Raw genomic sequence first — 15,132 nt, forward strand, 5'->3', positions numbered from 1 at the left:
AGTAGGTTTTAAAAGCTAATGGCCAAATTCAAGAAATAGGTTCTTCCGTAGCTGTACCAATATTTTGGCGCAAAGGAGGGCGAGCCACTCAGGTTGTCCTGTTTCAACTGACCAAAATTCCCGTTCCTGCTCTGCTCGTACCCACCCGTGCGGAAAACCGCATCAAAAACATTATTGACACTTGCAAAGAAGCTGATGTACTTACCATCGATGAGCCAAGATTTACCACCGACCAGATTGAGCAAGTAAATGTCTTCCAGTTGTTTTTGCTTTAGTAACTTGGCAATATGCTCTTCCGAAGCATCTGGAAATGGTTCGCCCATTTCGGGGTCCATCAAAAAACTGGAAGTTCTGGTGATCGTTGATAGATTGATGTAGTTATTTGTGAGATAATTGGTCGTGCCGCTTATCCACCAGTACTTTGGCGCTCGGTAGGATACTCCCAGCGCAAGTGCGGTTTGTGGACCTTGAGCCAGTTTTAAATCCTTGAGGTCGGCAATACCCAAATCTATATTCCCTTCGGGAGCAATAAGGTCTTCTTCGGGACCTGCCGTATCAAAATTAATCTGAACAGATGGATCGCTAGCATACACATAATGGCCCACATTCCCAGCAGCGGTCAATTTTACGCTGGATGAAGCTTCATACTCAAATCCAAACTCGATGCCCTTATGGAGCTTGTCCAGTCCCGTAATCACTTCCTGAACAAAATCGGAACCCAATCCTGAATCCACAAAAAAGAAATTGATATCGGTAGTATGCTGAAACCTTGAGTAAAACGCACTTATTCGTCCCGTTAAGCTGGGCAAGCGGATAAAATAGCTCAAATCCACACTGCTTACCATCTCCTTCTGAAGCCCTGGAACAGTTTCATTATTTTCTCGCGGGTTGATGAATATATTTTGAATGATGGGCGGTCTTTCCACCATCGCTGCATTTGCCGTGAACCAATGTCTTCCCGTTACGAAATAGGTAAATCCGCCTTTGTATGCCAAACTGGAAAATGCTGTTTTTTCTCCCGTTCCAAAGGAATTTTCCAAATAGCGTTCATTTTTGAAGAAGCCATCACGCTGCACAGTAAAATTGGAGTACGAGGCCGATATAAATCCATCCCATTTCTTGAAGGTCAATTGAACTTGAGCAAAGCCTTCCATTTGGGAAGCTTCCAAATTATAGTGGTAATTGAACTTTTCACCTTCGGTTTTCTGTAATTCCCCATCAACATCGTTCAAGGTATTGGAAAAGGTGTCCATGTCCTGGTGGTATATGGATCCCAACAAATCCTGAATCACTGCATAGTTCTCGGATGTCGTGGTTCTATAATTCCCGCCAAACCCAAGTTGTATCAAATCGCTCACAGTGCAAGTAAAACTGGTAGCGCTAGAAATGGTCGTGTTCTGGGCAACATCACCATAAAGTAAGTAGGATGCTTTTTCGCCATTATTGGCATTGGCTGTATAAAGTTGTTCCCAATCCAATTGAGGATTCGCTAAAAATGCTTCTTTCGCCAAATTTGCATTGATGAAATCCGCCCCAATGGAACTGTTGATGTGATAACTGGGCAAATACCGGTAGTACGTTGGGTCGGGATTCGGCGCATTATAATAGCCAAGTCTACTTCTGGAATTGATCCCTGTTTGATAGGCCACTCCAACATTCCAATTGATTTTTTTCTTCTCCAACGTGTAATTGAGGAGAAACAAAGGCTCAAAAATCTCCCGCTCCCTTGAGTTGCGAATTTTACCATCTTGCTTGCCCCAATACGGATTGTACCGACCTCCCATCAAATCAAAAACCTCTTCGGTCAAAGCAGAGGAACGTCCACGACGGTTACGTGCCAACAATGACGTGAACGTAATACTATTTTGGGGGTTGAATTGATATTCTAGGGCAGCGAAAAACGAGTAGGCATCGTACAAAGTTCCCTTTACAAAACCTTCTTTGGCCCATCGGCGCGAAGCGGATACGGAATAGGCCAACCCGTTTGGTTTTTCTCCGGAATTGTACGTAGCCATCAACCTACCGCGATAAGTACGATTGGATATTGATGAGGACAATTTTAGACCCGGTCGAAAACCAGAAGGTCGGGTATTGATGTTGGTGTTGCCCAAAATTCCACCAAAGGTGTAAGGGTTCAACCTTAGGTTATTGGTAAATTCTTGATTGCGAACAACATCATTAAGTCCACCCCAATTATTCCATTGTGGCCTGCCGTCAAAAAATTTGTTCATTGGAACACCGTTCATCAACACTTGGCCATTTCGTGAATCGTAGCCTCGAACCTTAAAAAAGGCCTGTCCAAAATCAAACGCTGCCCGATTCAGAAATATATCTCGTGTAGATTGCAACAGCCCCATGGAGCTGGAAACAGCTTCAAAATCGTCGGATAGGTCGCCATCGGTAAGTGAAATCAGATTATCGGTTTGTTCACGTGCAATATCCCTTTCCAGATAAATCGATCCTAAATCAATCGGATTTCCCTCCAGATAGACCGAAAACTTCTTTGAAATAAAATCTAAAGTGGATATTTGGAGTATTTGCTCTCCAGTTTGGGTTAGATGGATTTCAAACTCGCCTTTGTTGTTTGCTGGGAATTCTTGAGAAGTGCTTTCCAGGGTAATTATTGCATTCGAAATGGGTATATCCGAACCCTTCTCCATCAATTGCCCTGTAATTCGGGTACTTTGTTGTGCGTACAGCGATGTACAACAAAGCACGGCCACTATTATGGCTAGCCTCATAGCTTATTGTAGGTTAATTAAGAAAAGGGGTTGTAATTGCTGTACAAACTGCAAGAAAGCGAACAATTGTACTTATTTTAGCTTCAAAATCAAAATAAAATGCGATTATTAATATGCCTATTTGTATTAATATCGACCTCACTTTATGGACAAAAGTCCACGACATACACCCTAAGAACGATTGCTTTTTACAACTGTGAAAACCTCTTCGATACGGCAAATGATTCCCTTACTTTTGATGACGACCGTACCCCCGAGGGACGTTACCATTGGACGCAGGAGCGCTACCTACAAAAGGTAAAAAACCTATCCAAGGTTATTTCTCAAATTGGTGCTGAAACCTCCAAAACCTCCCCTGATATCGTGGGACTTTGCGAGGTTGAAAATTTGGCCGTGGTCGAGGATTTGGTGCAACACCCAAATTTACAAGGGAATGATTATGGCATCATTCATTTTGATTCTCCCGATGAGCGCGGAATCGATGTGGCCCTGCTTTACAAAAAGGCTTCGTTTATACCCTCTTCATTTAAGAGCCACAGGCTTTTGTTATTTGATGATATGGGGGAACGCGAATATACCCGTGACCAATTGGTGGTAGGCGGCACTATGGACCGTGAAAACATCTATTTTGTCGTGAACCATTGGCCATCCCGTAGGGGTGGGGCAGCGAAAAGTCAACCTTTGCGTATACGCGCTGCTTTGCTGAACAAGCGAATCATTGATTCGATACAGGAATTGGACCTCCATGCAAAAATCATTGCCATGGGTGACCTAAACGATGACCCTATTGATGACAGTTTGAAAAAAATACTGAAAACAAAAGGTAAAAAACGTCAATTGGATAGTGTGAGCCTTTACAACGCCATGGAAACCATGTTTAAAAAAGGAGTGGGTTCCCTTGCGTACCGAGATAAGTGGAACCTTTTTGATCAGCTTTTTATGACGGCAAACTTGGTAAACCAAGACAGAACAACACTATCATTCTGGAAAGCGGGTATTTTTGCGCCACCATTTATCCGAACGAACAAGGGAAGGTTTAAAGGTTATCCGCTACGGACGTATTCCGGTGGCACATATACCGCCGGGTATAGCGACCACTTTCCTGCGTATTTGTTTTTGTTAAAGGAGATAGAATAATACTACATACAAAACATTTTCTATCTTTAAACCATGACGGTAAGACTACCAAAAGATGAAGACAAACACATATCGGGCACCGACGATATTGCACGCATAATGCAAAAGATGCTCTGGCGACAAAACAAACTCCACAGGCAAAAAGAATATTTCTGGACCATTGGGCTAAATACCGCGAATGATATTGAATATATTGAATTGGTGACTATTGGTTCAGATAATAGAAATATAGTATCTCCAGTGGATGTATTGAGCTTAGCTGTATCGAAGAAGTGTAAAAAAATCATACTCTGTCACAATCATCCTTCAGGAAATTTAGAACCAAGTGATGCAGACCATCGTTTTACTGAACGAATACATGAAGCAGCAGCGATTTTAGGAATACAACTGTTAGATCATATCATAATCACGGAAGTAAACTACATAGCGATATAGCCACTATTGGGTGATTAGGCTTCTCAGGATAAACCACAACCTGATTGTTCTGTCACCTTTCGGCGGAGCCTGTCTTGAGTGAAGACGAAAGGCTCAAGGAGACAAAACATTCAACGCCTTTGCTATGGATTCCTGCCTTCGCAGGAATGACATTCCATTTCTTTTAAGCGAACCATTGGTTCCAAGGGATACGGCTCAAGATCAATAAAAGACCTAGACCGTAGAAAATGGAAATGGTCTTGAACTTTCTATCACTTTCCATAAACTTTTTATGTCTGGACCATCCTATGGTGATCAGTACCAAGGCTATAATATTGATAAATGGGTGCTCTACGGCCAATAAACGTGCGGGAGCATTCAATCCGCCCATACCAAGTGTTTGGATGGCTTTAAGCCCATTGGCAGAAACAAAGTAAAGAACAAGCCCCACCAACAGCTGAATATGGCTCAAAATGAGCGCAAACAAGCTTATGCGAAGGTCTTTGTGCATGGTAAAGTCCTTTTTGCCCAACCAGCCTGCTATGGCGTTGACTACGGCAATTATTAAAACGGCCAGCACCACATAGGCCAAATAAGAGTGTAGGTTCTTGATGATTTCCATTAGGTATAGTTTGTGTGGTCTAAAAATACGGAATTTTGAACATAAAAAAAGCCCCTCGCTCTCGCGAAGGGCTTTTAAGTATATATATTCTAAGTCTTATTAGAATCTGTATGTTACACTTGCATTCCAAGTACGTCCGTTTCCGTAGAATACACCGAACGCATCAGTTTGGTTCAAGTAAGCATTGTTGAACAAGTTGTAAACGTTTGTTCTAATTTCCATTTTGTTCATACCAAAATCAAACGTGTAAGCTGCAGTCATGTCCAGCAAGGTATATGCATCCAATTTAGTTGTTTCGTAAGAGTTGCCTTCTGCAACAACATCGGCTACATCAACAAACTCATACAAGTTTCTAAAGTGGTTCATATCCAAACCTACTTCAAATCCGTTTGCGAAATCGTAATCTGCATTAAGACCCACAGTAAATTGAGGAGCATTGCTGATCTCAACCCCATCCAGGTTAACATTTCCATCAAAGAAGTTTGCTGGAAGTGGATCTCCGTTTTGGTCTGTGTAATCACCTATTTCGGCATTGGTAAAGTATGTGTTGTCTCTAAAGTCCCTTGTTCTGTAAGGAGTGCTTCCAGAGAATACCCAGTCACCATAAGATGTATAAGCACCGATAACCAATCCTTGAGCAGCTCTCCAACGAGCAGTAAGCTCTATACCTTGGTGCAACTGAGTTACATCTGTTTGCTCACGGTTAACATCTACTTCTGCATCTGTAGCGATATCGATGATGGTGTTACCATTGGCAATAAATCTGTTCGCCCATTCAGTTCTGTACAAATCCACTGTGAACTGGAAATCGTAGGTGTTGAATTTATATCCAAGTTCCAAACCAGTGATTTCTTCGTTCTCAACTTCTGGATCGGCCAATTCTGCTGTACCAGAGAAGATATTGTCCAAGAATGGTTGACGTGAATAGAAACCAGCATTGGCATAAACAGCGTTCTTTTCGTCAAAATTATACGCTCCACCACCTTTTAGGTTATACCCAAACTTGTTGGCCTTGTCCGATGTTTCCGTGGTTTGGTTACCATTGACATCAGTTGCAAACCTATCTTCTCTTTGGTAAGATTGGTTGGATATTGCTCCTTGGAAAAATACGGAGAATGCATCCTCTGCGTATTCAATTTGACCGAACATTCCCTGATAGTTGATGTCCTCAGAGTAATCGTAGTTGATTCTCTCATCTTCGTCAGCGAATTTCGTCAATGTGCTCCATGGGTTGATACTGAATGACTCAGTTACCACACGGTCATCGGGTCTATCGTTAGACCATCCGGACAATCCATAAAAATCGGCAACTTGTCTAAAGTGATCCCCTGTGTAGAATCTAAAATCAGCACCAACATTAAAGCTTAGGTTATCGTTAATATCATGGCTAAAGTTAGATACCATTCCGTACCATTGGTGGTTGTTCATGGAAGCACGACGGATGTAACCAGCTCCGTTAGGCGCTCCGTAATCTCCACCTATTCCAACAAGAGCATTGTTTGCTCTGATCCCGGCATAATCAATTTGGCCATCAATACCACCTGCTACTGGGTAATCCGGCAATCTTACTCTTCCGTTACCTCTAGGTCCGGTTCCACCACCACGACCCCAAGAAGCGTAAAGTACGGTTGAAAGGTCTGATTTATCGGAAATATCCCAATCCCAGTTCAAGTTCATTACCGGTTTGTGGTAGAAGTTTGTTCTTTCGGACTCCAACTCACCTTCGTCAAATCCCCAGTGTTGGTTGTATTTTCTTTTGGCTTCAACAACTTCCAAAGGTTGTGACCAACGTTGCATGTGCCATTGTGGTGCACCAAAAATCAAGAAGTTAAAGTTGTGATCCCCGATAAGTTTACCAACAGAGAAGAAATAGTTCTGACCCTGTCCTTTAGTTCCTTCAGCAAACTTTCTTTGACCTTGCCAGTGATCCAACATTACTGAGAATCCCCAGCCATTTTCGTTGATTCCTGAGTCGTAAGAAGCAGTAGTTTTAAAGAAACTATCGTTACCAACCATGAAACGACCGAAACCACCTTCACTTTTTTCAGTAGCTTTGGATACGATGTTCACCGTACCACCCACAGAAGAAATGGCCAATTTAGAAGAACCAAGACCTCTTTGTACCTGAACGGCATTGGCGATATCTGCCATACCTGCCCAGTTGGACCAGTACATTCTTCCATCTTCCATACCGTTGATAGGCTGTCCGTTCAACAGGAAAGCTGTGTTGGTTTGGTCAAAACCTCTCAAGAACATTTGAGAATCACCAAAACCTGTCTGGTTGGAAACATATACGGAAGGTACATTTTTCATTACCTCTGGGAATTCCACGTTACCAGCAGAAACAGCTTGTATCTCGTCTCTTTTAATGGTAGTAACCGCGATTGGAGTACTTCTGTCCTCCTCAAGGTCAATAATACCTGAACCGATTACGACAACTTCTCCCAATTCTTGGGCGTCTGGCATCAATTGAATTGAGCCTAGGTCACCAGTTGAAGTAAATTCAACTTGCTTTCTAATAAAACCGATGTAAGAAATCACCAAGGTGCCAGAGCTTTGGCTTACCTCCAAGGTAAAGTTTCCATCAAAATCTGTAGACGTACCATTTGTAGTACCTTTTACTACCACGCTGGCTCCTGGAAGCGGGCCGCCAAGCTCGCCGTCTACTACAGTACCAGTAAGAGTTCCTTGTGAAAATGCCATCGCGGATACAAAAATAGCCGCAATAGCCAAGTAGATTCTTTTCATTTAATTAGTGTTTAAGTGTTTAATTAGCCCTGCAAATGTGATCCATTTTTGACACACTGCCATTAAGCCAAAGTTAAAATCATGCAAATATACTTAACACTAAATTAACAAAACAAATTATCTGAAAGACAATTGATTAGAGTTTTTGAAGGGTTTTAAACAGTTGGTAATTTACTCCTTAAAAAAATGCAAAAGGTTCAATGTGGAACTGTCGTGTTTACCGATTTCTGAATTTTCGATATCTCCCAAAATATTTTTGGCCAATTGTTTACCCAATTCAACTCCCCATTGATCGTAGCTAAAGATGTTCCAAATTACACCCTGCACAAATATTTTATGCTCGTATAGTGCAATAAGGGCTCCTAAACTTTTTGGTGTCAGTTTATCAATCAATATCGTATTGGTAGGCTTGTTTCCTTCGAAGATTTTAAAAGGAAGCAGTTTTTCCAGCGCGTCACCGGATAGCCCTTGGGATTCCAGTTCTTGTTTTACTTCATCGGCCGTTTTACCGTTCATCAAAGCCTCGGTCTGGGCAAAAAAGTTGGCCATCAATTTATTGTGATGGTCCACATCACCATGCAACGACTTCTTGTAGCCGATAAAATCGGTTGGAATCAATTTAGTTCCCTGGTGGATCAATTGGAAGAAGGCATGCTGGGAATTGGTTCCTGGTTCGCCCCAAATAATGGTGCCGGTTTCGTAACCCACTCTATTTCCAGATCTATCCATACTTTTTCCATTACTTTCCATAATACCTTGTTGTAGGTATGCAGAAAAACGATGCAAGTATTGGGTATATGGAATTATGGCTTCAGTCTCTGCCTTGTAAAAATTATTATACCAAACGCTGATAAGCCCAAGTATTACCGGAATGTTTTTTTCAAACGAAGTTTCTTTAAAATGGGTGTCCATTTCATGGGCCCCATCCAAAAGAGCCTCGAAATTCTCGTAGCCCACAGAAAGGGCAATGGACAAGCCAACCGCGCTCCAAAGCGAGAATCTTCCACCGACCCAATCCCACATGGGGAATACATTTTCGTCTGCAATACCAAACTCCTTGATTTTTTCAAGGTTAGTGGATACTGCTACAAAATGATCGGCCACGTCTTTCTCTGTTCCTGTTTGCAAAAACCATTTTTTAATGGTCAGGGCATTGCTCAAGGTTTCTTGTGTGGTAAAAGATTTGGAAACAATAACGAACAGCGTGGTCTCTGGATCAAGTTCTTTCAAGACTTCATGCACCAAATCACCATCCACATTGCTCACAAAATGGGTTTTTAAATCATTTTGATAGAATTTCAATGCTTCGGTCACCATTACAGGGCCCAAATCCGAACCTCCGATTCCAATATTTACAATATCTGTAAATGCTTTGCCCGTATGCCCTTTTCTTTCGCCTGAGATAATTGCTTCGGAAAAGCTTTTTATTTTTTCTTTGACTTCAAATACCTCATCAACAATATTGACTCCATCCACCAAAACGCTATCCCCTTTTTTGGCCCGCAAAGCGGTATGCAACACAGCCCTACCTTCGGTTTGATTGATGAGTTCCCCTCCAAAGTAACTTTTTATGGCTCTTTTAAGTCCTACTTCTTCGGCCAGTTCCAACAACAGCTTTATGGTTTCATCGGTAACCCTGTTCTTTGAGTAGTCAACTAAAAAATCGTTCCAAAGAAGTGATAAATTTTTCCCTCTATCCTCTTCTTTTGAAAAGAGTTCCCTTAAATGTACACCTTTGGTTTGTTGATAGTGTTGCTGAAGTTTATTCCAGGCATCAGTGGTAGTAGGATTGATTGTGGGTAGCGCCATTACTGGGTATATGATATTAAGGTTTCTTCGGGTTCTGTTGGGGTTGGATCTACAAATTCTATGCAGTCCAATTGTTCTTTTAAAGGAGAAATATGTACTAAATAATCGGTACGCAACGAATCTGCTATGGGTTCTGCTGCAGGCAGTTTTTCTTTTAGAGGGTCCACTTGCCTACCGTTCTTCCAAAAGCGATAGCATACGTGGGGCCCGCCGGTATTTCCGGTCATACCAACCCATCCAATAACGTCGCCTTGTCGCACAAACTCGCCCCTTTTTACCTTTTGGGCTTTCATATGGAGGTATTGTGTGCTGTACGTACCGTTGTGTTTTATCTTCACATATCTTCCATTCCCACCTCTTCGGGTAGATTCTGTTACGGTTCCGTCGGCAGTTGCAACGATTGGTGTACCAATGTCCGCTGCGTAATCCGTTCCTTTGTGGGGCCTTACTTTGTAACCGTAATAAGCTATTCTTCGCTTAAGGTTGTACCTAGAGGACAACCTATAACCAAATTTGATGGGCGCTCTTAAAAAGGTGCTCCTTAAATTATTGGCATCTTGATCAAAGTAATCCAAAATTTGGTTGGTAGTGTCAGCTACATAAGGAAAAGCATATACCGTTCTTCCCTTGTGCTCAAAAAGTGCGGCTTTAATGGGGCCTCTTCCTGCATAAACGGTATCATTGATATAGCGTTCATCAAAGACCACTTTAAACTTGTCTCCTTTTTCCAAACGGAAAAAGTCAATGGTCCACGCATAAATTTCCGATAGACCAATAGTTACACCATAGTCCACGCCCAAATTGTCCATGGCTTCGGAAAGACTACTGTTGATTACTCCGCCAACCTCACGTTCCCTGAGTGTAACTTCTTTTTTATTTTTATAGGCAACTGCAGAGTCGCGTAAATCAACAACTGTATAATTTATCCTATCGTTTTGATAGATAAAAACTTCGGCCACCTCGCTAGTATCCTTGGATTTAAGGATGAGGTATGGCTTGCCCACCATAATTTTGCGAACATCGAAAGTATCGCGATAATTTTCTGAAATGGCAGCGATTTTTGGGTAATCCACCTTGTTTTTGAGCATGAGCTCACCAAAGCTATCGCCCCTCCGAACCGTATCGCGCACTACCTTGAATTCATCTAGATTAAAGCCGTAGTGAAGCTCTGGCAACTTTTCAATAGGTTCTGCCTTTGCTACCTCTTTAACCGGTTCCTTAGTTTGTTTGCATGATGCCAGCACGGCCAGCACCACAATTGCCCCAATAATTTTCCGCATCGTTCTTCTATTCCTTGTTTTATTTTTTGTCGGGATTAAAAACATGGTCTACCCATTGTTTGCCCCATGTATCCAACTCTTCTTTGGTATGCAAAGTTGGGAAAAAAATTATTTTCTGGAAACTTGGCGGTAAATACTCCTTCCAGTTGGTACCCCCAGTTGCCTCAACATCTTTGCCCTCTCTTGCCAAATATCTGTGTGCCGAACCCATATGCATCAACGGCCAATTTACATTAGCGTTCAAATCTAACTCTTTTAACGCTAAAATCAGCTCCTCATTGTTTTTGGATGCATCGGGCAGTTGAAGATATTTTTGATATACGGTACTGTCCTTCACTTGGTTGGCTATTCGTAGCAGTCTTGGCGTATACCTAACCTCAAACTGTTTTAGGGTAAGGGTTTTTTCTCCTGTAGCCAAATCGGTAGCGCCCTTTTTCCAATAAACATGCTCAAATAGTTCTTCTATGTTGCTTTCAGATGAAAATGAATCCCTCTCGGACGGATGTACCATATTTTCCAATGGAGTGGCATAAAATTCTATCATTCTATACTGTACCGATTGAAACCCACTTGCCGGAAGCAATGCCATACGGTACCGCAGGAACTGTTCCCGCTCCATACCCTTGATCATTATACTAAAGGAAGATATAAGCGCCTTGAAATAACTGTTCATGCGACGAACTTTTTCTATAAAAAAGGCAACATCCTGGGATTTATCCTCCACAATCTGTTTTTCTTCGTGTAGGATGAGTTTAAAGTACAGCTCCGTAATTTGGTGGTACATGATGAAGATTTCCTCATCGGGAAAATGTGTCCGTGGCACTTGAAGGCTCAGCAGTGTATCCAAATGGATGTAATCCCAGTAAGTAAGATATCTTTCGTATAGAAGTCCATCCAGATAAGAGCTAAGGTCCTGGCCCGAGTTTTTGTACTTCTCCTCTAGCTTGTTGATTTGGGAAGCGATTTTTGCGTCCTTATCCATTAATGCCGATACTAATTCATTATTATTTTGAACTGGTTCTTTAATCCGTTGTAAGCATCCAAATCCGCCTTTAACGATCCCACGGCCAAATCTGCCTTTACTCGAATAGGTATTTTGTTCCAGTCGTTCGAAACCCAAAGGGTAAGACTCTCTTTCTCCTTGAATACACGGCCGGACTGAACCAAAGGCCTAAATTTAAGACATTCCACCTTTCCAAACTTGGTCCTGAGGATTTCTTTTCCCAAATATTTTAACTGAAATGTGAAAACCCCATCATCATCAAAAAGCATATCCAGGATTATGGATTCCCCTACTTCAAATTTTTCAAGATTATAGTTGCTCCTTAAATAGTAAGACGCAGAAATCAAATCCTGTATTTTGTCGTGGATCGCTATGTCTTTTTCTGTGCCGTTCTTATTATCGATCAATAAAGCTGTATCTTCTTTGTAGTCAAACTCTATTTCTATATCCTTGGTGTATCCACCTTCATCGATCTTTCGAATAAACTTATAAGGTTTGCCATGTTCGGGGTCAAAATAACTTTCATAGGTATCATCGACCTTAAAAAAAATGCTCGCAAAACCTGTTGTCTTGCCCTTTCCCACTACATGATAAACAGGAACCTCATCAAGCTTGCTGGAAGTCAAATGCATGGTTGCATAGCTTGCATTAAGGAAGCCATAGTGAATTCTGAATTTGAGCCATTCCCCCGGTTTAAAGGCCGGTCGTAAACTCTGACCCATTACCGGCATTGCCAATAAAAGCAGAAGTAAGGGCATCAATATCTTTTTCATAAACAATTTTATTGGTATAAAATTAATAAAATCACTTTAGGGGCTATGCTGTTCACATATACTTAAACAAAACTTATTCCAAAATAGTATAAACAAAAAAAAGCCCAGTCTCAAGACTGGGCTTTTCCTAAATAACCAACCAAACTTTAAATTATGAAAAACCAATACTTAAAGTTATAAGGGAACCACCCCTTATGTGGGTCAAAGATAAGGCAAGGTTTTGTGGGTAAAAGTGTTTTTAACGGACTTTAACTAAACCCCAATTAAATTGATTGGTTTTAGCTGTTTTTTTGACAAATTATTAAGAGAATTAACCTTTTGGATATAAAGGTTTTTATTAAAACCAATATCCCAGACTAACGAAAAAGTTTCCATCGTTTGTTTCCGGGGTCCAAGAATAATACAATTGTATCGGACCCAAGAACGATTCAAAACCATATCCAACCCCATACCCAGAAAAACTAGGTTCCTTGAACCAATCCCCGGTCCTAAAAAGATCATCGGCAATATTCGCATAATTTGCCGTAAGGAGTATATGGTGCTTAGGTGCAAAACGGTAATCCAAACGTCCATATGTTTTTATAAAACTATTTCCTGGAAGACTAAGGAAATCATAGCCCATAAAGGGAACAAAATTGTTTACAAAATCGTTGCCAAAACCGCCCAACACAAAGTCGAAAGAGGTTACCGGCGAGGTCCCCAGCTTAACCCCGCCATCAGTCTCCAGCTGCAAAATTAAATTTGGCACTACCGAAAATACCCCTCCCAATTTTGCTTTGGCTATGGCAAACTGACTAAAATTATCGTTGTAATCGGAGGAGAGGCCATAAAAATGAAAGTCGCCGTCGAACAACAATCCTCTAGTGGGAAAATATTTATCGTCATAAGTGTCCAACTTTATTTGGGAGTATGCGTTAAGGTAGTTGGAGTTTTCAAAAGTAGTGCGTTGATTGGAGCTTGAAATATTGGCTTCGATTTCCGATTCTACTTGATTCAATGTTCTGGTACTATAGTTGAGAAATTTGTGTTCCGCTCCTATGATAAAGGCAAATTCTTCCTTTAATACTGTCTGCAGATACACTTGATTGGTCAAATCCGTAACATCCATGTTTATCCTTTGGATGTTGGGGTCTGCAGGAATATTAAAGTTGCTTTGGATCAGTGAAAAATCGGTGTCCGCATCAAAATTTGTCAGTTTTGAGTTTATTCCAAAACTCCAATAATATCCTTTGTCCAGATAATACTGCATGTTATACCTAATGTGATCTCCCAAGATAAAATCGAATGAAGCCACATCATCTTTCATTAAAAAATTTTTCCTGGTGAGATTTATAAGCGCGGCGCTTTTGTAAAGGTCATCATAATGTGCGGACATTTTAATGAACATCTTGGTCGGGTTCTCTTTTAGTTTTAAAATCAAATCCGTACCCAGTCCATTGGACACCAGATCGTATCGAATTGCCTTAAAGTTTCCTGTGGCCGAAAGATTGCTCATTCCCTGTCTTAAATCGTCAAAAGAAATTTTTTCAGCCAAGTTGAACCTTAGTTTTCCTTTGATGTATCCCCTGGTATATTGATCGTTCCCCTCGAGGATCATTCTGTTTATGGTCAAGCTATCCGCCATTTCAACCCTTTTCCTCGGTCTTGACACCCCATTTTGGCTTTTGGCCAACTGTTTTAATTCTTCCAATTTACTTTGGGCCGCTTCTTCACCACTTTTTACGATCTGTGTTCCTTTGTCAAAGGCTATTACAGAAAACTCATCAATATTGGGCCTAATGTAGATGTCGGTTTCCTTTGACTTCTTCTTCATATCGTTCACTGTACGGTAATTGTTGATCTGCAACAATATTTCCGTAGCACTTGATAGCGACTCACGTGTAGCTAAATCGTGTTGCACATCGACCCCGATGATGATGTCCGCCCCCATATTTTTTACTCGATCAATGGGATAATTGTTCACCACACCTCCATCAATCAAAATTTGCCCATCTATCTCTGCCGGTTCAAACAATGAAGGAAATGTTCCGCTGGCCACAATGGCTTCGGGCAGGTAGCCTTTATCCAACAAGATTTCTTCTCCTGTTTCTACATTGGTGGCCATACACAAAAAAGGTATTGGCAATTTTTTAAAATCCTGAATATCCTTTACATGGAAAAGTAATTGCACCAAAAGATTATAGATGTTCTGTCCGCCAGAAATGGCTTGTGGAAAGGATATCTTAAAGTTTTCGAAGGGGAGTGAAAGTGCATATCGCTCAGAATCCTCTTTCTCATAAAATGTTTTGGCGCTTCGTGGCACGTTATCCTGGATCAAATCGGTAAAATCGGTACTTCTGAAAATAGAATCCAATTGCTGTGCAGTATATCCCGAGGCATATAAAGCGCCAACAATGGCCCCCATACTTGTTCCCCCTATATAATCTATTTTCACCCCAGCTTCCTCAATAACCTTTAATGCACCAATATGGGCCAAACCTTTGGCACCACCTCCACTAAGGACCAGTCCCACTTTTGGCGGGCTACCTTCCGAGGTGTTTTGGGCCCTTGCCACCGTACCCAATAAGGTAAATAAGATTGATATGATTATTACGGTATTTCGCAT

Annotated in this window: 10 protein-coding genes; 2 read left to right on the forward strand and 8 right to left on the reverse strand. The window is 41.4% G+C overall.

Features of this window, described 5'->3' with window-relative positions; all coding sequences use genetic code 11:
- Nucleotides 1–8: 8 nt before the first annotated feature.
- The gene (locus J0654_RS09410) at nt 9–2,741 is read right to left on the reverse strand and encodes a TonB-dependent receptor (protein WP_207028261.1); all 2,733 of its coding nucleotides are present in this window, start codon (nt 2,739–2,741) and stop codon (nt 9–11) included.
- A gap of 99 nt (nt 2,742–2,840) precedes the next feature.
- Here J0654_RS09410 and J0654_RS09415 point away from each other — a divergent pair, with 99 nt between their 5' ends.
- Nucleotides 2,841–3,878 carry an endonuclease/exonuclease/phosphatase family protein gene (locus J0654_RS09415; RefSeq protein ID WP_207028263.1) on the forward strand — a complete coding sequence of 346 codons (1,038 nt, stop codon included), beginning with the start codon at nt 2,841–2,843 and terminating at the stop codon, nt 3,876–3,878.
- Nucleotides 3,879–3,911: 33 nt separating this feature from the next.
- Nucleotides 3,912–4,313, forward strand: coding sequence for a JAB domain-containing protein (locus tag J0654_RS09420; RefSeq protein WP_207028264.1), 402 nt, complete (start codon nt 3,912–3,914; stop codon nt 4,311–4,313).
- A gap of 163 nt (nt 4,314–4,476) precedes the next feature.
- Here J0654_RS09420 and J0654_RS09425 read toward each other — a convergent pair whose 3' ends face one another.
- The 7 genes from J0654_RS09425 to J0654_RS09455 all read right to left on the reverse strand — a co-directional run bounded on the left by J0654_RS09425 (nt 4,477) and on the right by J0654_RS09455 (nt 15,132).
- Nucleotides 4,477–4,914: a hypothetical protein gene (locus J0654_RS09425; protein ID WP_207028266.1), complete on the reverse strand. Its 438-nt coding sequence runs from the start codon at nt 4,912–4,914 to the stop codon at nt 4,477–4,479.
- A 99-nt stretch (nt 4,915–5,013) separates the two neighbouring features.
- Nucleotides 5,014–7,662 carry a TonB-dependent receptor gene (locus J0654_RS09430; protein WP_207028268.1) on the reverse strand — a complete coding sequence of 883 codons (2,649 nt, stop codon included), beginning with the start codon at nt 7,660–7,662 and terminating at the stop codon, nt 5,014–5,016.
- Nucleotides 7,663–7,833: 171 nt separating this feature from the next.
- Nucleotides 7,834–9,471 carry a glucose-6-phosphate isomerase gene (gene pgi, locus J0654_RS09435; RefSeq protein ID WP_207028270.1) on the reverse strand — a complete coding sequence of 546 codons (1,638 nt, stop codon included), beginning with the start codon at nt 9,469–9,471 and terminating at the stop codon, nt 7,834–7,836.
- On the reverse strand, nt 9,471–10,751 hold the full coding sequence (locus J0654_RS09440; RefSeq protein WP_207028272.1) for a peptidoglycan DD-metalloendopeptidase family protein: 1,281 nt from the start codon (nt 10,749–10,751) through the stop codon (nt 9,471–9,473). The genes pgi and J0654_RS09440 overlap by 1 nt, the downstream gene beginning before the upstream one ends.
- Nucleotides 10,752–10,770: 19 nt before the next feature.
- Nucleotides 10,771–11,733: a tryptophan 2,3-dioxygenase family protein gene (locus J0654_RS09445; protein WP_207028274.1), complete on the reverse strand. Its 963-nt coding sequence runs from the start codon at nt 11,731–11,733 to the stop codon at nt 10,771–10,773.
- Nucleotides 11,734–11,744: 11 nt separating this feature from the next.
- Nucleotides 11,745–12,527, reverse strand: coding sequence for a DUF3108 domain-containing protein (locus tag J0654_RS09450; RefSeq protein ID WP_207028276.1), 783 nt, complete (start codon nt 12,525–12,527; stop codon nt 11,745–11,747).
- A 337-nt stretch (nt 12,528–12,864) separates the two neighbouring features.
- Complete coding sequence (locus J0654_RS09455; protein ID WP_207028278.1) at nt 12,865–15,132, reverse strand: patatin-like phospholipase family protein; 2,268 nt, start codon at nt 15,130–15,132, stop codon at nt 12,865–12,867.

Source organism: Flagellimonas profundi (assembly GCF_017313275.1).
In the GTDB taxonomy this organism is placed as follows: Bacteria; Bacteroidota; Bacteroidia; order Flavobacteriales; family Flavobacteriaceae; genus Flagellimonas; species Flagellimonas profundi.